22 protein-coding genes and 3 tRNA genes are annotated in these 26,974 nt (G+C 30.8%); 24 read left to right on the plus strand and 1 reads right to left on the minus strand.

The features are described from left to right. The 16 genes from dnaA to AB8B22_RS00080 all read left to right on the plus strand — a co-directional run bounded on the left by dnaA (position 1) and on the right by AB8B22_RS00080 (position 14,219). Positions 1-1,374: a chromosomal replication initiator protein DnaA gene (gene dnaA / locus AB8B22_RS00005; protein ID WP_094079526.1), complete on the plus strand. Its 1,374-nt coding sequence runs from the start codon at positions 1-3 to the stop codon at positions 1,372-1,374. Positions 1,375-2,088: 714 nt separating this feature from the next. Continuing rightward, positions 2,089-2,295, plus strand: a complete 207-nt coding sequence (gene yaaA / locus AB8B22_RS00010) for a S4 domain-containing protein YaaA (RefSeq protein WP_094079527.1) — start codon at positions 2,089-2,091, stop codon at positions 2,293-2,295. A 24-nt stretch (positions 2,296-2,319) separates the two neighbouring features. Then, on the plus strand, positions 2,320-3,408 hold the full coding sequence (gene recF / locus AB8B22_RS00015; protein ID WP_369711084.1) for a DNA replication/repair protein RecF: 1,089 nt from the start codon (positions 2,320-2,322) through the stop codon (positions 3,406-3,408). A 2-nt stretch (positions 3,409-3,410) separates the two neighbouring features. After that, on the plus strand, positions 3,411-4,484 hold the full coding sequence (locus AB8B22_RS00020) for a DciA family protein (protein WP_369711085.1): 1,074 nt from the start codon (positions 3,411-3,413) through the stop codon (positions 4,482-4,484). A 58-nt stretch (positions 4,485-4,542) separates the two neighbouring features. Continuing rightward, positions 4,543-5,562 carry a tetratricopeptide repeat protein gene (locus AB8B22_RS00025; protein WP_369711086.1) on the plus strand — a complete coding sequence of 340 codons (1,020 nt, stop codon included), beginning with the start codon at positions 4,543-4,545 and terminating at the stop codon, positions 5,560-5,562. After that, positions 5,555-6,364, plus strand: a complete 810-nt coding sequence (locus tag AB8B22_RS00030) for a lipopolysaccharide kinase InaA family protein (protein ID WP_369711087.1) — start codon at positions 5,555-5,557, stop codon at positions 6,362-6,364. The genes AB8B22_RS00025 and AB8B22_RS00030 overlap by 8 nt, the downstream gene beginning before the upstream one ends. A gap of 34 nt (positions 6,365-6,398) precedes the next feature. Further along, positions 6,399-8,264: a tRNA uridine-5-carboxymethylaminomethyl(34) synthesis enzyme MnmG gene (gene mnmG / locus AB8B22_RS00035; RefSeq protein ID WP_369711088.1), complete on the plus strand. Its 1,866-nt coding sequence runs from the start codon at positions 6,399-6,401 to the stop codon at positions 8,262-8,264. A gap of 291 nt (positions 8,265-8,555) precedes the next feature. Beyond that, a complete protein-coding gene (pdxS, locus tag AB8B22_RS00040) occupies positions 8,556-9,431 on the plus strand; it encodes a pyridoxal 5'-phosphate synthase lyase subunit PdxS (RefSeq protein WP_369711089.1) in 876 nt (291 codons plus the stop codon). Further along, positions 9,431-10,018 (plus strand): pyridoxal 5'-phosphate synthase glutaminase subunit PdxT, encoded by a 588-nt coding sequence (pdxT, locus tag AB8B22_RS00045; RefSeq protein WP_369711090.1) that lies wholly within the window; start codon positions 9,431-9,433, stop codon positions 10,016-10,018. Before pdxS ends, pdxT begins: the two co-directional genes overlap by 1 nt. A 466-nt stretch (positions 10,019-10,484) precedes the next feature. Continuing rightward, positions 10,485-10,572 (plus strand) — tRNA-Leu (locus tag AB8B22_RS00050). 15 nt (positions 10,573-10,587) lie between these two features. Further along, positions 10,588-10,664: transfer RNA gene (locus tag AB8B22_RS00055), tRNA-Met, on the plus strand. 6 nt (positions 10,665-10,670) lie between these two features. Next, positions 10,671-10,747: transfer RNA gene (locus tag AB8B22_RS00060), tRNA-Met, on the plus strand. A gap of 123 nt (positions 10,748-10,870) precedes the next feature. Continuing rightward, positions 10,871-11,926, plus strand: coding sequence for a glycosyltransferase family 9 protein (locus AB8B22_RS00065; protein ID WP_369711091.1), 1,056 nt, complete (start codon positions 10,871-10,873; stop codon positions 11,924-11,926). A 10-nt stretch (positions 11,927-11,936) separates the two neighbouring features. Then, positions 11,937-12,941: a tRNA (adenosine(37)-N6)-threonylcarbamoyltransferase complex transferase subunit TsaD gene (gene tsaD / locus AB8B22_RS00070; protein WP_094079535.1), complete on the plus strand. Its 1,005-nt coding sequence runs from the start codon at positions 11,937-11,939 to the stop codon at positions 12,939-12,941. Between the two features lie 39 nt (positions 12,942-12,980). Next, a complete protein-coding gene (pth, locus tag AB8B22_RS00075; protein WP_369711092.1) occupies positions 12,981-13,550 on the plus strand; it encodes an aminoacyl-tRNA hydrolase in 570 nt (189 codons plus the stop codon). A 168-nt stretch (positions 13,551-13,718) separates the two neighbouring features. Beyond that, entirely contained in the window at positions 13,719-14,219 is a 501-nt protein-coding gene (locus AB8B22_RS00080) for a TlpA family protein disulfide reductase (protein WP_369711093.1), read from the plus strand. 85 nt (positions 14,220-14,304) lie between these two features. Here the strand turns inward: AB8B22_RS00080 and AB8B22_RS00085 are convergent, their stop codons facing one another. Further along, positions 14,305-14,793 (minus strand): thioredoxin family protein, encoded by a 489-nt coding sequence (locus tag AB8B22_RS00085; protein ID WP_369711094.1) that lies wholly within the window; start codon positions 14,791-14,793, stop codon positions 14,305-14,307. Between the two features lie 274 nt (positions 14,794-15,067). Between AB8B22_RS00085 and AB8B22_RS00090 the strand changes: the two genes are divergently transcribed. From AB8B22_RS00090 to AB8B22_RS00125, 8 genes are all read left to right on the plus strand, one after another. Further along, positions 15,068-16,498 (plus strand): alanine/glycine:cation symporter family protein, encoded by a 1,431-nt coding sequence (locus AB8B22_RS00090; protein WP_094079539.1) that lies wholly within the window; start codon positions 15,068-15,070, stop codon positions 16,496-16,498. A 208-nt stretch (positions 16,499-16,706) separates the two neighbouring features. Continuing rightward, positions 16,707-19,316, plus strand: coding sequence for a bifunctional acetaldehyde-CoA/alcohol dehydrogenase (gene adhE / locus AB8B22_RS00095; protein ID WP_369711095.1), 2,610 nt, complete (start codon positions 16,707-16,709; stop codon positions 19,314-19,316). 401 nt (positions 19,317-19,717) lie between these two features. Next, positions 19,718-20,695 (plus strand): ABC transporter permease, encoded by a 978-nt coding sequence (locus AB8B22_RS00100; protein ID WP_369711096.1) that lies wholly within the window; start codon positions 19,718-19,720, stop codon positions 20,693-20,695. Beyond that, positions 20,696-21,649 carry an ABC transporter permease gene (locus AB8B22_RS00105; RefSeq protein ID WP_094079542.1) on the plus strand — a complete coding sequence of 318 codons (954 nt, stop codon included), beginning with the start codon at positions 20,696-20,698 and terminating at the stop codon, positions 21,647-21,649. A gap of 44 nt (positions 21,650-21,693) precedes the next feature. Further along, the gene (locus AB8B22_RS00110; protein WP_369711959.1) at positions 21,694-22,713 is read left to right on the plus strand and encodes an ABC transporter ATP-binding protein; all 1,020 of its coding nucleotides are present in this window, start codon (positions 21,694-21,696) and stop codon (positions 22,711-22,713) included. 10 nt (positions 22,714-22,723) lie between these two features. Beyond that, positions 22,724-23,653, plus strand: coding sequence for an ABC transporter ATP-binding protein (locus tag AB8B22_RS00115; RefSeq protein ID WP_369711097.1), 930 nt, complete (start codon positions 22,724-22,726; stop codon positions 23,651-23,653). A gap of 61 nt (positions 23,654-23,714) precedes the next feature. Next, positions 23,715-25,304: a peptide ABC transporter substrate-binding protein gene (locus AB8B22_RS00120; protein ID WP_369711098.1), complete on the plus strand. Its 1,590-nt coding sequence runs from the start codon at positions 23,715-23,717 to the stop codon at positions 25,302-25,304. Positions 25,305-25,343: 39 nt separating this feature from the next. After that, the gene (locus AB8B22_RS00125; RefSeq protein WP_369711100.1) at positions 25,344-26,927 is read left to right on the plus strand and encodes a peptide ABC transporter substrate-binding protein; all 1,584 of its coding nucleotides are present in this window, start codon (positions 25,344-25,346) and stop codon (positions 26,925-26,927) included. The last annotated feature ends 47 nt before the right edge of the window (positions 26,928-26,974 follow it).

Below are 26,974 nucleotides of genomic sequence, written 5' to 3' on the forward strand. Positions count from 1 at the left end.
GTGCAGGAAGCTGAAAAATTATGGGAAAAGTTAAAAAAATTAGTAAAAAAAAGTGTGGAAGAAGTAATTTTTGAAACATTTTTTCAAAATGTCAAGGCTGTGGAAATTGTGAAGAATACGCTTCTGTTATCCTGTAACTCAAAAATTATTAAAAAAAATGTGGAAAACTACAGAATTGAAATGGAAGAAATCTTAGAACTTGTAACTGATGAAAAAATGGAAATAAAAATAGAAATAAAGAAGCAAAAAAAGGAGATAAAACATCCTGAAATGAAGATTTTTACCACAAAGGATCTGGAAAAGCCTAAAATTAAAAACGAAAAAATGGCAAATACTGGTTTAAATCCAAAACATAGGCTAGACAACTTTGTAGTTGGTGAAAATAGTAGACTTGCATATAATGCTTGCCTTGCTGTAGTAAAAAATCCCAAACCTGTTTACAATCCTCTTTTTATCTTTGGAAGTTCTGGACTTGGAAAAACTCATTTAATGCAAGCTGTAGGAAATGAAATTCTTAAAAAAAGTCCTGAAAAAAGAGTGTATTATTCTACATCCGAAGAATTTGCAAATGAATTTTTTAAAGTTTTAAACAGTGGAAGAATCCAGAATTTTAGGGATATATTTAGAAATTTAGACGTACTTTTGTTAGATGATATTCAATTTTTTGAAAAAGTTTTTGGACGTGGTGAAGGGACTGTGGAAGAAGAGTTTTTCCACACTTTTAACAAATTACAGGAATTGGGAAAACAAATTATTATGATAAGCGACAAATCTCCTAAAGAAATAAAGAATTTATCTAAAAGACTGGAATCTAGATTTTTATCTGGACTTACGGTAGAAATCCAGCGTCCTGGCTTTGAAACTAGAATGATGATTTTAAAAAATATTGCAAAAAGTCAAGACATAGAAATTGGCGATGATATTTTGGAATATATTTCAGATGCAGTCGTTTCAAATGTTAGAGAACTTGAGGGAATTTTGACGAATTTGAATGCTAGAGCAAAGCTATTAAATGAACCTATTACAATAGATCAGGTTCAGGAAATGCTTTCTCACAACATAAAAAAGGAGCGCTCAAAGATGACAGCTCAAAAAGTGATAGAGATGATTTCATTGCATTATGGTGTAAGTGTTGACGATATGAAATCTAAAAAAAGGCAAAAAAAAATAGTAGAATCTCGACAAATTGCAATGTATATACTAAAGCATAATGTTGAGTTAGATTTAAGTTTAACCGCTATTGGCGGGCTTTTTGGAGGAAAGGACCACAGTACAGTAATAAGTAGCATAAGAAAAGTAGAAAAATCAAAAGAGGAAGATGACGTATTCAAAAAAGAAGTAGAGAATTTATATAAAAAGATATTTAAAATATAGAATTTTTTTTTATTTAGTGTGTGGAAAAAAATTTTAAAAATGTGGAAAACTATGTGGAAAACTTTTGAAAAATTTAGATAGTTTTCCACAATGTGGAAAAAGTTTTCCACAGGGAAAAAATTATTTATAAAAAATTAAATAAAAATTATTATATATTAAAAAAAATAAAAAAATAATTTAAAATGTAAAAAATTTTTTGGGAAAAATGTGGAAAAAAGAGAAGTTTTCCACAATCTATATTTTTTATGAGAGTAAATAAATCCTTATTTTTAAACGGAAAGAAATAAAAATGTGGAAAACTATGTGGAAAACTGGATTTAAAAAATGTGGAAAACTGACAAGATTTATTTTAAATGTTGAAAACTTATAAAAATTTAAATTATATATAAAAAATATTATAAATTTAATTAAAAACAAAAAGAAAGAAATGAGTTTTCCACAAAATCCAAAAATAGTAAAATTTTAAAATAAATTTTTAGGATGTTTGAAATCCTCTAAAAACAGGTATAAAATGGTATTGTGGAAACTATGTGGAAAACTATGTGGAAAAAGTTTTCCACAATAAAATTGAGTTTTCCACAATTCAATTTTAAACATTAATATTATTAATGATTAAAAAAATTGACTAGAAATTTTTAATAAAGTATAAATTTTTTGGAATTTATGATATAAATATAAATAGTTAAAAATAGAAAATCAATAAGGGAGAAAAAAATGATAATACATACAGAATTTATAAAGTTAGATCAGTTGTTAAAGTGGGCAAATTTAGTTGAATCGGGGGCTATGGCAAAAATGGTAATTTTAAATGGTGATGTGAAGGTAAATGGGGAAATTGAAACTAGACGAGGGAAAAAAATATATCCAGGCGATGTTGTGGAATTTAATGGAGAAAAAATTGTTATGGAAAAAGAAGTTTAAAAAAATAAAAAAGGGAAAAATATAATGTATTTAAGTCAAATAAATTTTAATAATTTTCGTTGCTTGAAAGATGATAAATTGCTGTTTAATAGGAATTTTAACTTAATTTATGGGAAAAATGGGCAAGGAAAGACTTCTCTTATTGAAGCTGTTTATTTTCTCGCAACAGGAAAAAGTTTTAGGACAAAAAAAATTAAGGAAATGAGAAAGTATAATGTCCATAGAACAATTGTCTTTGGAAAATTTGAGACAAATGATGGAAATAAAATTATTGCAATTGATGTCAACGAAGAAAAGAAGGATTATTACATAAATAAAAGTAAAAGTAAATATATAGACTACATCGGAAACTTAAATGTAATTTCTTTTATTCCAGAAGATATTGAGCTAATTGTGGGAAATCCTAATATCAGAAGAGGCTTTTTTAATTATGAAATTTCACAGGCGAGAAAAGATTACTTGAAGTCGATTGTAAATTTTGAAAAAATACTAAAAGTCAGAAATAAACTTATAAAAGAAAATAAAACTTGTTGCGAAATTTATGAGATTTACAACAAAAAATTTATTGAAGAGGGTGTGAATATTATAGTTCACAGAAGAGAATTTATACAAAAGATATCGGTTTTGCTAAATTTTAATTACCAGAAACTGTTTGACAAAAAAGCTAAGTTAAAGTTAAGATATGACTGTTTTTTGGGAGATGTAGAAAAAAAAAGTAAGTCTGAATTAGTGGAAAAATTTGAAGAGCAGTGTTTAAAAAAAATGGGGAGGGAAAATTTTTTGGGATACAGTTTGCTGGGACCGCAAAAAGATGATTTCGTCTTTGAGTTAAATGGAAAAAATGCAAAATCTTATTCTTCTCAAGGAGAAAAAAAATCAATAATATTTTCACTAAAAATTTCTGAGATTGACATTTTGATGGCGGAAAAAAATGAATATCCGATTTTTATTATGGACGATATCTCTTCATATTTTGACGAAATTAGAAAAAATAGCATTTTGGATTATTTCAAAAATAAAAAAATTCAGTGTTTTATAACTTCGACGCAAGATTTGAAAATTTTTGGAAAAAAATTTATTGTTGACGGTGGAAAAACAGAAGTGGGGGAATAAAAATGGAAGATAAAGTCAATAAATTAGGTAATTTAGCTAAATATATACATGATAAGAAAAAAATTTCTTTTTTTAATAATGAAAAATATATTTTGGAGAAAATAAAAAAAAATTGGGAAATATTTGTTGGTGGTCCAATTTTTGAAAGGTCTGAGCCAAAAAGTCTGTTTCAGAAAATTTTGACAGTAAATTTGACAGATGCAACGGTTTATCACACATTTCTTCTGCATAAAAATGTGGTAAAGGACAGAATTAATAAATTTTTGGGTGAAGATGTCGTAGGAAATATTGAGATTCATAAAGTAAACTATAAAATAAAAAGAGAAATTTTAGATGAATTAATTGAAAATGAAGAAAATTTTGGAACTTTAAAAGTTGGAGAGATGTTGAGAGAACACGAAGTTACTAAAAGAAGATGGGGAAATAATAAAAAAAAAGTTTTTACTAAAAAATTTACAAAAAAAGGTAAAATTGATATAAATAAAGTTATTTTGCCAAAAGAAATAATCGACAAAATTCATAAAGCTATGACTGAAAATCCAAATCGCGATAAAAAACTTTCAGAAAGATTGGAAAGAATTTTGATAAAGATGGAAAAGCGGAGAATTTGTCTAAAAGAGCTTGGGTATGCGGAGTGCAAAATGTGTAAAAGTCTATTTAAGCCAATGAAAGATGAAAAAATTTGTTTTGAGTGCGAAATGGCAAAGAAAAATAAAATTTTTGAGAGTATGCTTCGGCTTATTCAAGAAAAACCATTTACTGGGGAAAGACAGGCACTAAAAATTATAAAGACGGATAAAAAGACATATTACAAGGCACGGGAAGTTTTGGCACAGCAGATTTATAATGAACTTTTATACTTTTGTATTGAAAAAAATAAAGAAATTGGCAATAATGAAGAATATAGCTTTGAAATACGAAACGAAGCTAAAAAAGAAATGGAAGATATGATAAAAAATTATATTGATTGCAAAATTGGAAGTGACAATAAAGAAGTTTTTAAAATTGAGCGAAAAAGAATTTTGTCAAAATTAAAAAAAGATGTGGAATTCAGAATGAAATACAGATACAGATAAAAATAAAATTTTTGAAATTGAAGATAAACTAAAGATTTGAAAGAAAGGGAAAAGTCAAGTGAATGTGGAGCAACTGCTTTTAGAAGCGGATAAAATGATAGAAAAAAAGGAATATGATAACGCCATGCTTTATTTAAAAACAGTTTTAGAAATAGATGAAAGCAATTTTGTGGCATTGACTGGAATAGTTGAACTATATTCTGAGTTTGAAATGTATGGGGAAGCAGTAAAATATGCAAAGAAGCGTTATAAAAAATATCCTAAAAACAAAGATACCATTTTTTCTCTTGGATACATATATCAGACATTGGGAAAGTTTAAAAAAGCGATTTCTGTTTACAAAAAATTTTTGGAAGAGGAGGACAACTATTTTGTTTACTTGAATTTAGGAATGTGCTATTCCTTTTTAAAATATTTTAAAAAGGCAATGGAATATGTGGAAAAAGCTATTGGATTGGAACCAAAAAGTGTTGAAGCATATGTCCAAAAAGGTGATATTTTTACAATGATGAAAAAATATGACAGTGCAATCTTGCAGTATAAAAATCTTGTAAATTTTAAAGGAATAAAATTGGCTAAACTATATGCTCGAATGGGAGATACAATGGTTTATTCAAATGATGTTAAGAAGGCTATAAAGTATTACAATATCGCTATAAGCTGTGAAGATGTGCAGGATTACATATTTGAAGATTTTTTTGAAATTTTGCTTCAAGCGAAGGAATATAAAGAAATTGAACTGTTATTTTTAAATTATGAAAATTCAGGTTTATCAAGAATAAAGATGTTAAATTTAAAGGGGCGATATTATCTTGCAAGAAAAAAATTTAGTGAAGCTGAAAAAATTTGTCGAAAGATGATAATGATTGAGCCAGAAGTTCCTAGACATTACTACAATTTGATATTTGTTTTGGAAAAGGAACACAAGTATGACGAAGCTTTTGAGTGCATAAAAAACAATAAAAATATTTTGACAAATGAAAATATTTTAGAAGAACTCAAAAAAAAGTTGAATGAAGGTAAAAGAAAATATAAAAAAATTTTAAAAAATAAAAAACAAGAGGTTACAGATGAATAACTATAAAATAAATAAAAATTATGAAAAGGAAATTTTGGTAAAAACATTAGAAAATTTTGATAAAATTGGTGAATATGTCGTGGAACCCGGTCGGAATGAGATAAAAAGAGTTGTTATAGATGAAAAAAATTTTTGTAAAACGCTAAACATAAAAAAATTTAAAAAACCAAATTTTATTTCAAATGTTATTTATAAATATATAAAAGGATCAAAGGCTAAACGCTCTTTTGAATATGCCAAAAAGCTTTTGGAAAAAAAAATAGGAACACCGGAGCCAATTGCTTATTTTGATAAATTTGGAAAAGATAAAAGGGATTATTATATAAGTGAAGATTTAAAATATGATTTTACCTGTCGGGAGATATTTTGGCCTGAAGATTACGAAGAAGTTAAAGAGGAGAATTGGTACAAAAAAATTGAAGAAAAACGAGAAAAAGTTATAAGACAGTTTGCAAAATTTTCGTATGAACTGCACGAAAAGGGGATTTATTTTGAGGATTATTCGCCAGGAAATGTTCTAATTATAGAAAAAAGCAAAAATTATGAGTTTTATCTTGTGGATTTGAACAGAATGAAATTTGATGTTAAGATGAGTATTAAAAGTCGGATGAAAAATGTTTCAAGAATGATGGAAGATGAAAAACTGGCTAAAATTTTTTGCAATGAATATGCAAAATATTGTAAACTACCTGAAAAAGTTGTCTACAAAAATTTGAATAAATTTATAAAAAAACATAAAAATTATGTGTTTATAATGGATTTAACTAGACCAGTTAGAAGAGCTTTTAAAAAGAAAAAATAATTTTAAGAAAAAATTTTTTTAGAAAGGAAAAAAGATGAGTAAAAATTATGATGTAATAGTAGTTGGAGCGGGACATGCAGGAGTGGAAGCAGCTCTGGCTTCAGCAAGACAAGGCCTAAAAACAGCTTTATTTACTATTTATTTAGACAGTATTGCTATGATGTCGTGCAATCCGTCAATTGGAGGACCTGGAAAAAGTCATTTGGTGTCAGAATTAGGGATGCTTGGCGGAGAAATGGCAAGACATATCGATAAGTATAATTTACAGCTTAAAAACTTAAATCATACAAAGGGACTTGCCTCAAGAATAACGAGAGCTCAAGCCGATAAATATAAATATAGAATTAAAATGAGAGAAATTGTGGAAAATCAAGAAAATTTAGAGGTTGTTCAAGCAATTGTCGTGGATTTAAAAGTTTGTGAAAAAAAAGTCTGTGGTGTTGTGGACAATTTTGGAATCGAATATGGGACAAAAGCGGTTGTGCTTTGCACAGGAACATTTTTAGGCGGAGAATACATTATGGGAGATGTTAAATATTCTTCGGGAAGAGTAGGGGAACCTGCGAGCGTTGATTTACCCAATAGATTGGAAGAATATGGATTTGAGCTGGACAGATACCAGACTGCAACGCCACCTAGAATTGCTAAAAAATCAATAGATTTTTCTAAAATGCAAAAACTGGGCGGAGAGACAAATCCAAGGTATTTTTCTTATGAAACTGAAAAGGAATACAGTGAAATACTTCCCACCTGGCTTACATTTACAACACCAGAAACGATAAAAGTTGGACAGGAAATGTTAAAATATTCGCCGATTGTAACTGGAATTGTGAGTACAAAAGGGCCTAGACATTGTCCTTCGCTTGATAGAAAAATTATGAATTTTCCGCAAAAAACCGACCACCAGATATTTTTGGAGCAGGAATCTATAGAATCAGATGAGATTTATATAAACGGATTTACGACAGCTATGCCGCCATTTGTGCAAGAAGCTATGCTGCATACAATCACAGGCTTGGAAAATGCTCAAATCGTGCGATATGGGTATGCTGTGGAGTATAACTTCATTCCAGCTCATCAGCTCAATTTGACGCTTGAAACGAAGGTTTTGGAAGGGCTTTATACTGCGGGAACGATTAATGGGACAAGCGGATATGAAGAAGCGGCGTGTCAAGGATTTATTGCAGGTGTGAATGCGGCTAGAAAAATTTTGAGAAAAAAAGAAATTGTGATTGACAGAAGTGAAGGATATATTGGAGTTTTGATTGACGATATAATTAATAAAAAAACGCCAGAACCATATCGGGTACTGCCGTCAAGAGCTGAATATAGACTTACATTAAGACAGGACAATGTCTTTATAAGACTTCTCGAAAAATCAAAAGAAATCGGAATTTTGGACAAAAATACGACAAAAAAATTGGAAGATGCTGTAAAAGAAATTGACGATGAAATAAAAAGACTAAAAGAAATTACAATTTATCCGACAAAAGAAAATAACGAAAAATTAAAAAATATTGAAGGTGGCACAGAAAATAGCATGAATAGTCCCGTTTCGGCATTTGACTTTTTGGCAAGAAAAGAAATTAATTATGATAATTTAAGTGAGTTTTGTGAAACTTTAAATTTATCAAAATTGGCGAAAGAACAAGTTGAAATAAATGCGAAATATAAAATTTTTATAGAGCGGGAAAAAGCTCAGATTGAAAAATTTAAAAAGTTGGAAGAGATGGAAATTCCAAAAAACTTTGATTATGAAAATGTAAAAGGACTGAGTAATATAGCAATTTCTGGATTAATCTACGGAAATCCTAAAAATATTGGACAAGCTAGTAGAATCAGTGGGGTAACCTACAATGACATTTCAATTTTAATTGCGATGTTAAAAAGTTTACAATAAAATTTTTTTGTAATGCTAGAAACTTTTTTGAAAAACAAAATTATTAAGTTAAATAAATTTATAAATAAAAAAACAAAACTAAAAATAGAAAAAATATAATTTTTCAAAATTTTTAGTTTTGCGTAGTCACAATTTGTTTTAATTTATTATTTTTTACATTAAAGTATACCTTAATTTTTCAAAATAGTCAATGAAAAGTGAGCAAATTAATTATATAAATTTGTAAAATTTTTTGAATAGTAGTATAATAATTATATATTAAATTTTTTTATCATGAAAGGATGAAATTTTATGAAAAATGAAAGATATGAATTAAACAAAAATCTGGCACAAATGTTAAAAGGTGGAGTTATAATGGATGTTTCCACTCCTGAACAGGCAAAAATAGCTGAAGCGGCTGGAGCGGCGGCGGTTATGGCACTTGAAAGAATTCCAGCTGATATTAGAGCTGTGGGTGGAGTTTCAAGAATGAGTGACCCTAAAATGATTAAAGGTATTCAGGAAGTCGTTTCAATTCCAGTAATGGCAAAAGTTAGAATTGGACATTTTGTAGAAGCGCAGATTTTGGAAGCGATAGAAATTGATTACATAGATGAAAGTGAAGTTTTGTCACCTGCTGACGATAAATTTCATGTAGATAAGAAAAAATTTAAAGTTCCTTTTGTATGTGGAGCAAAAGATTTGGGAGAAGCTCTTAGAAGAATAGCTGAAGGAGCTTCGATGATAAGAACTAAAGGTGAGCCAGGAACTGGGGATATTGTACAGGCGGTAAGACATATGAGAATGATGAATCAAGAAATAAGAAGAATACAAAATATGAGAGAAGATGAACTTTATTTTACTGCCAAAGAATTACAAGTTCCTTTTGATTTAGTAAAATATGTTCACGAAAATGGTAAATTGCCAGTAGTAAATTTTGCAGCAGGTGGTGTTGCTACTCCTGCAGATGCTGCACTAATGATGCAGCTTGGAGCCGAAGGGGTATTTGTCGGATCGGGAATATTCAAATCTGGAGATCCTGCAAAAAGAGCTCAGGCGATAGTTAAAGCTGTTACTAACTACAACGATCCAAAAGTGTTAGCTGAAATTTCTGAAGATTTGGGAGAAGCTATGGTTGGAATCAATGAAAATGAAATTAAGTTACTTATGGCTGAAAGAGGTAAATAATGAAAATCGGTGTATTGGCTTTACAAGGAGCTTTTGCAGAACATAGAAAAATGCTGAAAAAACTTGGGATACAATCATTTGAAATAAGAAAAAAATCTGATTTAAGCAATGCTGTTGATAATAATGATATTGATGGGTTAATTATTCCAGGTGGAGAAAGTACAGTTATTGGAAAGCTGCTTTATGACCTTGATTTATTTGATGACATAAAAAAACTTATTTTGGAAGGATTGCCTGTATTCGGTACTTGCGCAGGATTAATTCTTTTGGCAAGGGAAATTGAAAATGACAGTCGGACTTATTTGGGAGCGATGGATATAAAAGTTAGAAGAAATGCCTATGGAAGACAGCTTGGAAGTTTTTTTACTGAAAGTGAATTTAAAGGGATTGGAGTTATTCCAATGACATTTATTCGAGCACCATATATTTCAAGTGTGGGAAAAAATGTGGAAGTTCTTTCGGAAGTTGATGGGAATGTTGTCGCAGCAAGGGAGAATAATATTCTTGTGACTTCGTATCATCCTGAGTTAAATGATGATCTTAAAGTACATAAGTTTTTTGTTGAAATGTGTAAATTAAATAAATAAAAATAACAAAAATATATTTAAGAAAAAATTTTTATCATTCTTTGGATTGGTGAAGTTAAATATTTAGAAGCAAATAAAAAATATTTATTAGTGTATTGTCAAGTCAAGTACAATAAAAAAGTAAAAATAATAAAAAAATATCTTTTAAGAGCAGAATTTTTTCTGTTCTTAATTTTTTTCTGCTATAGTATTATCAAAATGGTATTTTTCTGCATCTAATTTTTCTATCAACTAAAGTAATAATACAGGTTTCATTTTTTCCATTTTTTTTACTGCACCAATTTCATAATATCCCTTTTTAGCAGGAAGGAAAACTTTATATTTTGTAAATGACACAGATTTACTCTGTTTTTTTTTATGCATTTTAGTGTTGCACTTGATTATACAGTACAACCCTAAAAAATATCAAAAAAACACTTGACATAAAAATAAATATATAGTATAATTATTTTTGTAAATTTGTTTAGCCTTGGTGGCGAAATCGGTAGACGCACAGGACTTAAAATCCTGTGGAATATTATTCCGTGCCGGTTCAAGTCCGGCTCGAGGCACCATAGTGTTTAGCTTGTCGCGGGATAGAGCAGTCAGGTAGCTCGTCGGGCTCATAACCCGAAGGTCGTTGGTTCAAATCCAGCTCCCGCCACCAAATTATGCCTAGATAGCTCAGTTGGCTAGAGCATACGGTTCATACCCGTAGGGTCGGAAGTTCGAATCTTCTTCTAGGCACCATTTTAAAAAATAATTTTAAGTTAGGAAGTTAATTAGCTTTCTTTTTTTTTATTTAAAAAACTTGACTTAATTCGATATTTGATGTATAAAATTTAAATAAATAATAACAAAAGGAAAATAATTATGAAAATTTTAATAATGAGATTTAGCTCATTTGGTGATGTTTTATTGACGACACCTGTGATCAGAGCGATTAAAAAAAAATATCCAGATGCCACAATTGATTTTACCGTCTATGACACTTTCTCTCAAGCGATTTCGCTTAATCCAAATATCCGAAAACTTGTGGTTTTTGAAAAGAAAAAAAGTAAGGATAAAGAATATATAAAAAGTATAATTTCTCAATTAAAAAAAGAAAAATATGATTTTGTGATTGATTTACATTCTAAAATTTTGTCGAGAATAATCGGAATAAAATTGAAAAATTCTAAAACTAAATATTTTTGCTACAAAAAAAGAAAATGGTGGAAAACTCTTTTGGTTAAAGCAAAAATTATTGATTATAACGCCGATTGCACGATTGTGGAAAGTTATTTTTCTGCACTAAAAAAATTGGGAATTGAATTTTCTTGGAAAAATAAAAAAAATGGACTTGGGGATGCGCTGGAGTTTTATGTGGAAAATTCTGTAGAAAAAAATTTGATTGAAAAATATGATTTAAAAAATGAAGATTATTTTGTCCTTGCACCTGGAGCTTCTAAATTTACGAAAAAATGGCCATTTTACAATGAATTGGCGAAAGATTTGTTAAAATATTTTTCCAAAAAAAATATAAAAATTTTTGTGATTGGTGGAAAAGAAGATAAAAAAATTGTGCAAGACGATGAAAATGGGAGAATTATTAATTTATGTGGAAAAATTTCTTTTAAAGAAAGCGGAATTATTTTGAAATATGCAAAAATTGCTGTTGTAAATGACTCTGGACCATTTCACATAGCTCGTGCTGTCAAAACTCCAACTTTTGTATTTTTTGGCCCGACAGATCCAAATTTATTTTCTTTTGAGAAAAATACTTTTTTAATAAAAAATCCAAATTGTAAACCTCACTCGCTTTACGGAGATGATAAATTTCCTAAAAAATACGAAGACTGCATGTCAGGAATTTCTGTAAAAGAAGTGCTACAAAAAATAATTTTTGAATATGAAAAAATTACTGAAAATAAAAATAATTTGAAATAAGGAGAAAAAAATGAAAATACTCGCAATCGAATCTTCCTGCGATGAAACTTCAGTCGCTGTAATTGAAGATGGAAAAAAAGTGTTGAGTAACATCATTTCAACACAAATTGACATTCATAAAGAATTTGGTGGAGTTGTGCCTGAAATCGCCTCTCGTCACCACATCGAAAATATTTTGCCAGTTTTTACACAAGCGTTAAAAAAAGCAGATATAACTCTTAAAGATATTGATTACATCGCTGTTACAAATACACCGGGACTAATTGGATCACTTTTAGTCGGACTTATGTTTGCAAAATCAGTAAGTTTTGCCAACAATATTCCGCTTATTCCAATAAATCACATAAACGGACACATTTTTTCAAGTTTTATTGAAAGTGATGTAAAACTTCCAGCAATTTCACTTGTCGTTTCGGGTGGACACACAAATTTGTATTATATTTACGAAAAAGATGAGAAAATTGTGACAGAGCTTTTGGGAGAAACTTTAGACGACGCAGTTGGAGAAACTTATGACAAAATTGCTAGAATTTTGGGACTTCCATATCCTGGTGGTCCGCAAATTGACAGACTTTCAGTTGATGGAAAAGATATTTTAAAAATCAAAAAACCTAAAGTTGACGGATATAATTTTAGTTTTAGCGGAGTTAAAACTTTTATTACAAATTATGTGAATCACGAAAGAATGAAAAAAAATGAGATTTCAAAAGAAGATATTTCAAAGTCGTTACAAGAAGCTATTGTAAACATTTTGTATGACAAAGTGGAAAAAGCGGTAAAAGAAAAAAATGTAAAAACTTTGCTTGTAGCTGGAGGAGTTTCGGCGAATAAAGGTCTTCGGAAAAAGTTTGAAAATTTTTCAGATATTGAAGTTCATTTTCCCAAAATGGAATATTGTACGGATAATGCGGCAATGATTGGAGTTGCGGCTTATTACGAACTTAAAAATAAAAAAATTGATGACAAAAAAAATAATTACGATGTTGATGCGATTTCTACAAAAGAAGAAAAATAAAAAAATACAATAAAAAAAATAAAAAGGAGAAATTTTATCATGAAATTAATCGTAGGATTAGGAAATCCAGGCGAACAATACAAATTAACCAGACATAACATAGGATTTATATTTATTGACGAATATTTAAAAGAAAAAAAAATTACAAATTTTACTGAAAAATATAAATCTCTTTTTGTAAACACAAATTACAATGGTGACAAAGTTTTTTATCAAAAACCCTTGACTTTTATGAATTTAAGTGGAGAAGCAGTTGGAGAAGCGGTAAGATTTTTTAAGATTGATCCCAAAACTGAACTTTTTGTAATTTACGACGATATGGATATGCAGTTTGGAAAATTGAAAATTAAGCAAAATGGAAGTGCTGGAGGACATAATGGGATAAAATCCATTATTTCGCATGTTGGAAATGAATTTGTGCGAATAAAATTTGGAATTGGAAAACCCAAGACGAAAGAAGAAACATTGGGATATGTGCTTGGAAAATTTACACCTGAAGAAAAGGAAGTTTTAAGAGATTCGAGAGAAAAGATTTTTAATTTAATTGATGATATAAAAGACAATATGCCAATTCAAAAATTGATGAATAAATATAATTCTAAAAAATAATTTTTTATTTTTTTAAAATTGTATATAAAAATGTTGACTTATAAAGTTATTGTGCTATAATAACTTTATAAAAAATTAAAAATCTGCAACAACTGTATTTGAACAAAATTTCTAGAAACTTAATGAACAGAATTTAAAAATACATTAGTTGCATGAAAGGATGTAAAAATGAAAAAAATATTGATTATTTTGTCACTGCTTATGACATTTGTGCTAGGTTGTGCCAAAACTGTTAAAACTTTTGAAATCAATGCAGAACCAGGAACTAAAGTTCCAAATTTTGAACTAAAAGATTTTAAAGGAGTAAAGACAAAAAGTAGAAAAATCTTTAATAACGGTAAACCAACTTTGTTTATAGTGGCTGCCGAATGGTGTCCAGATTGTCATATGGAACTACCTGATGTACAAAAGTTTTATGAGGAAAATAAAGACAATGTAAATGTGGTAGTTGTATTTACAAACAAAAAATCTTCATTATTAAATGCAAAAAAATACGTGGAAACACAGAAGTTTACTTTCCCTGTGTACTACGACTTTGATGGTTCAATTTCAAAAGGATTTAAAATAACTGAAGTTCCGACTAACGTTAAAATAAATAAATCTGTAATAGAAGATTTCCAAAAAGGAACTATGCAAATTGATGGATTAAACAAAATGTTTGAAAAATAAAAAAATTTTTTATAAAAATGAAAAATACAGGATTTTTATTATTTTAAATAAATTTCCTGTATTTTTAATTTAATAATTTATAAAATTATTTTTGTAAAGAAAGAAAATATTTTACCAATTCTTCTTCAATTTTATCGTTAAATTTTCCAATTCTGTAATTGTATTTTAAATCTTCAAAATTATCTGGATTTTTTTCCATTTCTTCTCTCACAACTTTTGGAAACTCATTCCAGAATAATTCATAATTTTCTCCCTTTTTGGCAAATAAAGACGGTATTTTTATTTTTTCTCCTTCTTTTAGATTTGGAAAAAACTCAGCTCCAGTTTTTCTATTTCGATAATCTATTTTAATTTTATCGTTCAAATCGCTAAATTTTTTCAAAAATGTAACCGCAGCTCTGCAATCTGGACAGTAAACTTGCGCAATTGCAATAATTTCTATTTCTTTTTCAATATTTTTTATTGCTTTTACCGTTTTTTCCGAAAGCTGAACTTTTTCTATAATTCTTAACTGTTTTTTATCTTCCTGCTCTTCTGTAACTTCATATTTTAAATAATCTTCAAATGTAGCCATAAAATCTTTATCCTTTCAATCTTTTAAACTATTCAATGATATAATTGAATACTATCATATTTAATTTTATAAGTCAAGATTTTTTTTATATAAACATGGCAAAATAATTATTTGGTGAACTACTCCCACTTATAGAAAGCCTACGATTTCTTGCTATCTTTTTATTAAAAAAATGAAAAAATTAACTTAAATTTCACTCTTTCGTTGTAAAATACTTATTTTTTTGGTATAATTTTATTTATAAAGTAAAAATTTTTTAAATAAGGAGAGAAAAATGGATTATGGACAGTTAGTTAAACTGATTAACGACATTAATAGCTTTATTGCTAGTAATATTCTGATGTGGGGGTTGCTTGGGGCTGGAACTTATTTGAGCTTCCTTCTTGGATTTCCACAAATTACAAAAATAGGCTATGCTTTTAAAATGGTATTTGGAGGGCTGTTTAGAAAAACTGAAAATTCTAATGAAGGTTCTATGTCTTCGTTTCAAGCATTGGCGACGGCTGTTGCGGCACAAGTTGGAACTGGAAATGTGGCGGGAGTTGCTACTGCCATTACTGCCGGGGGACCTGGTGCAGTTTTTTGGATGTGGGTTTCGGCATTTTTAGGAATGGGAACAATTTTTACAGAAGCGGTTTTGGCGCAAAAGTATAGAAAAAGAATTCACGGAGAACTTGTTGGAGGACCTGCATATTACATTTCAAGAGGACTTAAGAAAACAGGAAAATTCGCCAAATTTTTAGCTAGTTTCTTTTCTGTGACAATTATTTTGGCACTTGGATTTATGGGAAATGCAGTTCAATCAAATTCAATAGCTGCGGGAATAAAAGGAATATCTGGACTTGAAAATATAAATCCTGGTATAATAGGAATTATAGTTGCGATTTTAGCCGCTTTAATTTTTATCGGTGGAATGAATAAAATTGCGAAATTTGCTGAGTTAGTAGTACCTATTATGGCTGCGGTGTATATTTTGGCAAGTATTTTGGTACTGCTGATATTTCATAAAGAAGTTATACCTACATTTACTTGGATTGTAAAAAGTGCATTTAGTCCTAATGCAGTTGTGGGAGGAATTGCTGGAGCCAGTGTGAAAGTGGCTGTTCAAAAAGGAATTGCCAGAGGTCTATTTTCAAATGAAGCAGGAATGGGTTCAACTCCTCACGCTCACGCTGTGGCACATGTAAAACATCCTGCAGAGCAAGGGCTTTCAGCTATGGTTGGAGTATTTATTGATACAATTTTGGTGTGTAGTGCAACTGCGCTATCTATTTTAGTTACAAAGGCTTACATTTTAAAAGATGCAAATGGAGATTTTCTTGTGGGAGCACAACTGACGCAAGGTGCTTTCAAAAGTTCTTTTGGAGAATTTGGAGCAATACTTTTAGCCGTTTGTCTAGCATTTTTTGCATTTACAACAATAATCGGGTGGTATTATTTCGGAGAATCAAATATCAAATTTTTATTTGGGAAAAAGATGCTCTTGCCATATAGAATTGTTGTAATTCTTTGTATAATAGCAGGTTCTCTGCAAGAAGTAAAAATTGTATGGTCGCTAGCTGATATATTTAACAGTTTAATGGTGCTTCCGAACTTAATTGCGATTGTCTGGATGTCATTTGAAGTAAAAGCGCTTTTCAAAGATTATAAAGAAAAGTTTGCAAAAGGGAATGTAACTTATGATTATAGTGAAGAAGATAAATAATTTTTATTAAACACAAAAAATTAAAAAAAATAAAAAAATAGAACTATCTGAAAAATAACAAAAAGATAGTTCTTATTTATTTTAAATTAAATGTAAAATTAAGTTTTTTATCAAATGAAAAAAATCACTTGACAATTTTTAGTAAAAGTAGTAGTATTATTATATCAAAATGAAGTATATACTTATAAATTATTGGGAGGAATCATAAATGGCAGTTAAAGATTTGGACAGTTTGAAGGAATTGATTGCTCGTGTACGACGAGCGCAGGAAGAATTTTCAACATTTGACCAAGAAACAGTTGATAAAATTTTTAGAAAAGTAGCTCAAAAAATTAATGATGAAAGAATTACGCTTGCAAAAATGGCAGTGGAAGAAACAGGAATGGGAATAATAGAAGATAAAGTTATCAAAAATCACTTTGCTTCGGAATATATTTATAATAAATACAAAGATGAAAAAACTTGTGGAGTTTTGGAAGAGGATAGATCTTATGGAGTTAAAAAAATAGCTACTCCAATAGGAGTTATAGCAGGAGTTATACCGACTACAAATCCAACTTCAACAGCAGCTTTTAAAATATTATTAACATTAAAAACGAGAAACGGTATTATTTTATCACCACATCCAAGAGCAAAAAAATGTACGATTTATGCAGCAAAACTTGCATTGGAAGAAGCTATTAAGTACGGAGCTCCAAAAGATATAATCGGATGGGTGGATGAACCAAGTGTGGAATTATCTAAAGAACTTATGGAAAATGCTGATTTAATCCTTGCAACAGGTGGACCTGGAATGGTTAAAGCGGCTTATTCATCTGGAAAACCAGCAATCGGAGTTGGAGCTGGAAATACACCAGTTATAATTGACGAGACAGCTGATATAAAAATGACAGTAAATTATATCTTAATGTCTAAAACATTTGATAACGGAGTAATTTGCGCAACTGAACAATCTGTCATTGTGGACAATAAAATTTATGACAGAGTTAGACAGGAATTCTTAGACAGAGGTGCCTATATATTAAACGAGGAAGAAAAACAAAAGGTTAGGGAAATTTTGTTTGTAAATGGCAGATTAAATGCGGAAGTAGTTGGAAAAGGTGCTTATATAATTGCACATATGGCAGGACTTGAAATTCCTCATACTGCAAAAGTGTTGATTGGAGAAGTTGAATCGACAGGAATGGAAGAACCATTTGCACACGAAAAATTATCGCCAGTACTTGCAATGTACAGAAGTGAAAACTTTAAAGATGCACTTGATAAAGCGGAAACATTGGTTGAATTGGGAGGACTTGGACACACTTCAGCTCTTTATGTAAATTTGGCAGAAAGAGAAAAAATCGATGAATTTGGAAGAAAAATGAAAACAGGAAGAACACTAATTAATATGCCGGCTTCACTTGGAGCAATTGGAGATGTGTTTAACTTTAAATTGGAACCATCATTGACACTTGGATGCGGTTCTTGGGGTGGAAACTCAGTTTCTGAAAATATCGGAGTAAAACATCTTATCAATGTTAAAACAATAGCGGAAAGAAGGGAAAATATGTTGTGGTTCAAAGTGCCTCAGAAAGTATATTTTAAATATGGTTCACTTCCAACAGCTTTGGAAGAATTAAAAGGAGAACATAAAAAAGCCTTTATCGTAACAGATAGCGTGTTAGCAGAATTGGGATACACTGATCACATTACAAAAGTCTTGGAAGAAATCGGAATTGACTTTAGAATTTTCTCTGATGTAAAAGCAGATCCATTACTTAGCTCAACTCAAGAGGGAGCAAAAGCTATGCTTGAATTTAAGCCAGATGTAATTATTGCGCTTGGTGGAGGTTCAGCGATGGATGCCGCTAAGATTATGTGGGTTCTATATGAATATCCAGAAACTAAATTTAAAGATTTGGCAATGAGATTTATGGACATAAGAAAAAGAATTTTGCCATTCCCTAAAATGGGACTAAAAGCTAAATTTATTGCAGTTGCAACATCAGCTGGAACTGGTTCAGAAGTTACACCATTTTCAATTATTACAGATGACGAAACTGGAGTAAAATATTCACTTGCAGACTATGAATTAACTCCAAATGTGGCGATAAATGATCCAGAATTAATGCTTTCAATGCCTAAAGGACTTACTGTGGCTTCAGGAATTGATGTATTTACTCACGCACTTGAGTCTTATGTTTCAGTTATGGCGACAGAATATACAAAACCTTATTCATTGGAAGCGGCTAGATTGGTATTCAAATATCTTCCAGAGTCAGTTGATGGTGGAGCAAAAGCTATAAAAGCTAAAGAAAAAATGGCAAATGCTTCTTGTCTTGCAGGTATGGCTTTCGCAAATGCATTTTTGGGAATTAACCATTCGCTTGCACATAAATTAGGTGGAAAATTCCATATTCCTCATGGAATTGCAAATGCACTTATATTAGAAACTGTAATAAGATATAATGCTGCTGACGCACCTACAAAAATGGGAGTTTTCCCTCAGTACAGATATCCAAACGCAATGCAAAGATATGCAGAAATGTCTGACCATTTAGGATTTGGAAAAGATGTACATACAAAAGAAGAAAAAATGGAAAAATTAATTGACGGAATTGTTGAAATTAAAAAACGAATTGGTATACCTATGACAATTAAAGATTGGGGAGTGCCTGAAAAAGACTTTTTAGAAGCGGTTGATGAAATGGCATTGAATGCATTTGATGATCAATGTACAGCAGCTAACCCTAGATATCCACTGATTTCTGAATTAAAGGAAATTTTACTGGAAACCTATTATGGAACAAAAGATTATAGAAAAGAAGAAGAATAATTAGTTTTCTAAATTAAAATTTTCTAAACTGAAACTATTTTAATAAAAAGATGGCAAGAAGTCTCCAACTTCTATAAGTGGGAGATGAATTGCATTTTTGATTAACATTTATAGCAAAATGTATTACACTAAATATATCAGGGTAGGAACTACCCGAAGAGCTTGGTAAATATATTTGGCTAACAAAAGCAGATACTTCCCAAGAAGCTCCCGCTTTTAGAAGCGGGAGTAGTTCACTAAAACTGCACTTAAAATCTTAAATACAAGATAAGAGAGTGTAGTTTTTTTATATTAAAATAAAAAATATTTGTATACAAAAATAAATAACTTGCAAATATGTATTTTTATAGATATAATAAGATATATAAAAATTTTGGAAAAGAAAGGGAGAAAATCTAAGTATGAAAAATATTTTGAAATTTTTGATTAAACGGATTTTGATGGGGCTTGGAACACTTTGGCTTGTCGTTACGATTACATTTTTTTTGATACATATGTTGCCCGGCGATCCATTTCAAGATGAAAAAGCGATACCACCTGCAATTAAAGCAAATTTGATGGCAAAATATCATTTGGATAAACCTTTAGGCGTTCAGTATGTGGAATATTTAAAAAGTGTTTCAACTGGAGATTTGGGAATGTCTATGAAGGCGTCTGGAAGAACGGTAAACAGTATGATAAAGGATGGATTTCCAAAATCAGCTGATTTAGGAGCAAGGGCTTTAATTTTTGCACTTATAGTGGGAATTCCTTTAGGGATTATAGCTGGACTTAATAGAGGAAAATATCAGGACAAAATTGCGATGTTGATTGCGATAATTGGGATTTCTGTGCCAAGTTTTGTATTGGCGGGTCTTTTGCAAAAATATTCTGTTGATGTTCATAACAGGATTTTGATTGGTAAATTGCACTTGCCACTTTTAAAAATTTCACTGCTTGGTTGGAGAAAACCTGAGAATAAAATAGTTCCTGTAATTTCACTGGGGCTTTATACGATAGCGCTTGTGGCTAGACTTTTGCGGGATAAAATGATAGAAGTGATGGGGCAGGATTACATAAAACTTGCGATTGCAAAAGGTGTGAAACCACGAGATGTGGTTTTTAAACATGCTTTGAGAAATGCAATTTTGCCGATTATTACGATAATGGGACCGACAATTGCGGCGGTTCTTACAGGTTCGTTTGTAATTGAGCAGATGTTTTCGATTCCGGGACTTGGAAAATATTTTGTTGGTAGTATTAACGACAGAGATTATACTTTAATTTTGGGAGTTACGGTGTTTTATGCAATCTTTTTGATTTCGATTATGATAGTTATGGATATTATCTATGTTTTGGTTGACCCTAAAATTAAACTTGGGAAAGGAGAAAATGAGTAAATGACACAAGATATAAAAAATAATGATTATTTGCCAAAACCAGAAGACTTTGAAATAGTGGGACCAAATTTGGCACAAAGTGAAGTTATTTACAAGCCAAGTTTAACTTTTTGGCAAGACGGGCTGAGAAGGTTTAAAAAGAATAAATTGGCACTTACATTTTTAGTGATAACTACGGTATTTCTATTTTTGGCAATATTTGGACAGATGATGACGAAATACACTTATAACAGCAATGACTTGTCTTCTAAGTTTTTGACTCCAATGGAAGGAATGAAAAAAGGTCACTTTTTGGGAACTGATAATTTGGGAAGAGATTTATTTGCAAGACTTTCACAGGGAATTAGAATTTCTATGGAACTTGCGATTGTAACCGCTGCTATATGTGTTGTATTTGGGACAATTTATGGAGCAATTTCGGCATATTTTGGAGGAATTGTAGATACAATTATGACAAGATTTGTGGAAATTTTGATGATTATTCCTTCTATGATTTATATAATTTTACTTATGGTAATTATGGGAAATGGAATAAAGACAATAATTATTGCGATGTCGCTTACAAGATGGTTAAATTATTCACTGTTAGTTCGTGGAGAGGTTTTGAAAATAAAAGAAAATGAATTTGTATTGGCTTCAAAATCGCTTGGTGGAAATTTTTGGTGGATAACGCTAAAACATTTGGTGCCAAATACACTTAGCATAATAATAATAAGACTTACGACGGATATACCAAATATTATTTTTACGGAAGCATTTTTGAGCTTTATTGGACTTGGAGTACCCATTCCACAGGCTTCGCTTGGAAATTTAGTCTATGACGGGTCGTCTAATATAACTTCTTATCCGTATTTATTTATTATTCCGTCAGTTGTAATTTCACTTATTACATTGTCATTCAATATTATAGGAGATGCGCTAAATGATGCACTAAATCCTAAATTGAGAAGTTAAAATTTAATTTTTTCTAAAAATTGGGAAAGGAAAAAATGGAAAAAATGGGAAAAAAATTATTGGAAGTAAAAGATTTAAGTGTTTCTTTTAATACTTACGCAGGAGAAGTTCAGGCGCTTCGTGGAATAAGTTTTTTCGTTGAAAGAGGAGAAACTTTGGCAATTGTCGGAGAGTCTGGAAGTGGGAAGTCGGTTACAGTTCAGACAATTATGAAACTTATTCAAATGCCGCCGGGAGAGATAAAATCGGGAGAAATTTTGTTTGACGGAGAAGATTTGGTCGCTATAAGTGATGAGAAAATGGCAAAACTTCGTGGTGGAAAAATTGGGATGATATTTCAAGATCCAATGACTTCACTAAATCCAACAATGAAAATTGGAAAGCAGATTATGGAAGGAATTTTAATTCATAAAAAAGTAAATAAAATTGAAGCTAAAAAGAGAGCTATTGAAATGCTTAAAAAAGTTGGAATTCCAAAGCCAGAAGAGCGATTTAATCAATATCCACATGAATTTTCCGGAGGAATGCGGCAAAGGGTTGTAATTGCAATCGCTCTTGCATGTGAGCCAGATTTACTTATCTGTGATGAGCCAACAACGGCGTTAGATGTTACAATTCAAGCACAGATACTGGATTTGATAAATGAAATAAAAAAGGAATTAAATATAGCGGTCATTCTTATAACTCACGATTTGGGAGTTGTAGCGCAGACGGCGGATAGAGTTATTGTTATGTACGCAGGAGAAAAATTGGAAGAAGCGCCAGTCAGAGAATTATTTAGAAATCCAAAGCATCCTTACACTTGGGGACTGTTAAAATCACTTCCAAGACTGGATATGAACTCAAATGAAAGGCTTACTTCAATTCCTGGTACACCGCCAGATTTGTTAAATCCACCAAAAGGAGATCCGTTTGCGGCTCGTTCTGAATATGCGATGAAAATTGACTACGAGAGAAAGCCGCCTATGATTGATTTAGGAGGCGGACATTTTGTAAAATCGTGGCTGTATGTCAAAGGAGCTCCTAAAATTGAATTTTTAAAAGATGAAAAAAATGATGACTAGGAAGTGAATTATGGAAAAAATAATAGAGATGAAAAATTTAAAAAAATATTTTCCAATGAAAAAAAAGACTGTATTAAAAGCGGTTGACAATGTGACGATGGATATTTACAAAGGAGAAATCCTAAGTCTTGTCGGGGAATCTGGAAGTGGGAAAACAACGCTTGGAAGAACAATTAGTAGACTTTACAAAAAGACAAATGGAGAGATTTTGTATAATGGAAAACCTGTGGAAGATTACACCTTAAAGGATTTCACAAAAGAGATTCAGATGATATTTCAAGATCCGCAGGCATCGCTAAATCCCCGAATGACGGTAGGAGATATAGTCGCCGAAGGGATTGACATTCATAAACTTGCAAGTTCAAAGCAGGAGAGAATGGAAAAAGTTTATAGTTTATTGGAATTAGTTGGATTAAATAGGGAACATGCCAGTCGTTTTCCACATGAATTTTCTGGAGGACAACGGCAAAGAATTGGGATTGCTAGGGCACTTGCTGTAAATCCAAGTGTTTTGGTGTGTGATGAGCCAATTTCGGCACTAGATGTGTCAATTCAAGCGCAAGTTGTAAATTTATTAAAGGATTTGCAAAAGGAGAGAAACTTGACTATGCTGTTCATTGCGCATGATTTGTCGATGGTAAAATATATTTCAGACAGAGTGGCAGTTATGTATCGGGGAAAAGTTGTGGAACTTGGAACACCTCACGCAGTTTACGGAGATCCTGTTCACAGTTATACAAAATCGTTGATTTCTGCCGTACCAATTGCAGATCCAGATTATAAAAAGACTGAAACAATTGACATGGACGAATCGTATTTGCGAAGTCCAATTGGAAATGTGACTGAAATTAATGAAGTTCCAAGTGAACCGGAGCTTACAGAATATAGACCGGGACATTTTGTGGAAACGGCATTTTTGAGAGAAAAAAATTTGATTTAAATGTCATTTTAAATAAAAAAACAAAATAAAAATAAATAAATAAAAAAAGGATGGTAAAAAAATGAAAAAAATTTTATTACTTTTAAGTTTAGTTGCGTTTTTTATCGTTTCTTGCGGAAGTGGAAGCGGCGATAATGAGCTAATTTTAAATTTAAAAGAAGAAGGAAAATCTTATGACCCAGAATTAGCAAATGATTCAACAGGAGAATTTGTGGACTCTCTTGTGACAGAAACACTTACAAGACAGGCAAAAGATGGAAAATCATTGCCAGGGGTAGCAAAAACTTGGGAACACAATCAAGATTCAACAGTTTGGACATTCCATTTGAGAAACAATGCAAAATGGTCAAATGGAGATCCGATTACAGCGCAAAACTTTAAAGATGGATGGGTAAGAGCATTAGATCCAAAAACTGCTTCAAAATATGCGGATAAATTATTTTACATAAAAAATGCAAAAGAATTTAATTCAGGAAAAATCAAAAATCCTGATGAATTGGGAATAAAAGTTGTGGATAACTACACTTTAGTAGTAACTTTAAATGATCCATTGCCATATTTTGACTCAATTGTGCGAATTCAAACTTATGCGCCGCTTAACAAAGCGTTTTATGACAGAGTTAAGGATAAATACATGACTAGTAAAGAAACTTCAATTTCATCAGGTGTTTATAAAATAAAAGAATGGACAAGAGATTCACAAATTGTCTTTGAAAAAAATGAAAATTACTGGAATAAAGACAGCATAAAACTTGAAGGTGTAAAAGTTGTGTTTATAAACGATCCAAATGGAAGCTTGAACGCATTTAAAAATGATGAGATAGATTCGACAAATATTTCTATTGAACAAGCTAAAGAATTTAAAGATGACAAGAGAAAAATACTTACAGATGATGGTTCTGTCTGGTATATGACTTACAATATGAAAAATAAAGTTCTTGCCAACAAAAAAATAAGACAGGCGTTGTCTCTTGCTGTGGACAGAGAAAAATTGGTGTCTGATGTGCTTAGTGGAACTGGAAAACCTGCTTATACATATACTGCAAAAGGCGTTGGAATAATGGGAGTGCAAAAAGATTTTTCTGAAGAAGCTGGAAAAGTTTTTCCTGCATTTGATGCTGCAAAAGCGAAAAGTTTATTAGCTGAAGGATTAAAAGAGCTAAATTTACAAAAGTTGCCGACACTTGAAATGATTTTTAACGACAGTGGAAATAATAAAATAATTTCAGAATATATTCAAGATCAGCTTCATAAAAATTTAGGTGTCGATATAAAAATACAAGCTATGACTTTTAGCGAAAGACTTGCCAGAATGGAACAGAGAAACTATGAAATTGCACTTGCTGGTTATAATGGGGACTTTAATGACGCAATCACTTATTTGGACAGATTTGTTACAAAAGATGGAAATAATTATTCAGATTACTCAAATCCAGAATATGACAGATTGGTTAAATTTGTAAAATCTTCTGGAGATCAAAAAGCGAGAGTGGCTTCAATGATTCAAATGGAAAAAATTCTTGCTGACGATATGCCAGTTGGAATACTTTATTACAGACAGAATACAAAATTAGTTAATCCAAGAGTTCACGACATAGTATTTAGTCCAATTGGAAAAGATTATGTATTGGACTATACTTATATCAAATAAATTTTAAAAATAATAAAAAAAGAAAGAGAGGATTTTTAGATGAAAAAATTATTGTTAACATTGGCAATGTCGCTATTTCTACTATCTTGTGGAAATGGTGGAAATGACCAAAATACATTTTCATTAAACATTGTGGCAGAACCAAGTTCAATTGATCCGCAAATTACTACTGACATTCCTGGAGGAACAGTTGATGAACTTATTTTAGAAGGATTACTTCGAAAAGATAAAAACGGAAAATCGGTTGCAGGACTTGCAAAATCGTGGGAAAAATCAAAAGATGGATTAAAATGGACATTTCACTTAAGAGATGGAATAAAATGGTCAAACGGAGATCCAGTTACCGCAAAAGACTTTAAAGCAGGATGGCTTCGTGCGCTAAATCCAGCAACAGCGGCAAGTAACGCAAATATGCTATTTGTAATAAAAAATGGAGAAAAATATAACGCTAAAAAAGCGAGTGCCGAAGAAGTTGGAATTAAAGTGGTTGATGACAAAACTTTGGAAGTTACATTGGAAGCGCCAGTTTCATATTTTGATGATTTGGTAACATTTAAAGCATACATGCCTTTAGATGAAAAATATTACAACCAAGTTAAAGACAAATATTTTTCAGAAGCTAAATATACAATAGCAGTAGGTCCTTACACTTTGGACGACTGGACACATAATTCAGAATTGAGATTGAAAAAGAATCCTAATTACTGGGATGCGGCAAATGTTAAGACAGAAAATGTAGTTTTAAAAATGATTGACAGTAATTCATCTGTAAATGCTTTTAAAAATGATGAAGTTGATGTTACACCAGTTACATTTGAACAAGCTAAAGAATTTAATGGAAAACCTGAATTAGTGACAGCTAAAGATGGAGGAATTTATTATTTGTTATTTAATGTAAACGATCCAGCTTACAAAAATGTGAAAATCAGAAAAGCTATTTCAATGGCAATCAATAAAAATGATTTGTTGACTAAAGCACTTTCAAATTCTGAAAAAGCGACTAAGACTTTCACACCGCAAGGAATTGGACTTAACGGACTAAAAGGTGATTTTGCCAAAGAAGTTCCAACAGATCAGCCAAAATATGATGTGGCAGAAGCTAAAAAATTGTTAGCTGAAGGAATGAAAGAAGCAGGGATTTCTAAATTGCCAAATATAAAAATATTATTTAACGACAGTGGAAGCAGAAAAGCGATTGTGGAATATATTCAAGATAATTTAAAAACTAATTTAGGCGTTCAGGTTGATGCGGAAATGGTTACTGGAAAAGAGCGTATAAACCGTACAAAAGAAAATAACTTTAATATTGCTCTAATGAACTGGACTGGAGATTTCTTAGATCCAATTACATATTTAGATTTATTTGAAAGTACAAATGCAAATAATCGTGGAAAATTCGTAAATTCAAGATATGACCAGCTTGTAAAAACTGTAAAATCAACAGATGATCCGCAAACAAGAGTACCAGCGATGATAGAAATGGAAAAAATAATTTCACAGGAAGCTCCAGTTGTAATTTTATTCCAAAAACAAAAACAATATTTAGTTAATCCGAGAGTTACTAATTTAGGATTTGTTTCAATTGGTGGAGAGTTCTTTATAAGAGATGTTGTATTAAAATAAGTGTTTTAACAATATTTAGCAAGAAGTCTCCTTCTTCTATAAGTGGG

Source organism: Leptotrichia rugosa (assembly GCF_041200005.1).
GTDB lineage: Bacteria > Fusobacteriota > Fusobacteriia > Fusobacteriales > Leptotrichiaceae > Leptotrichia > Leptotrichia rugosa.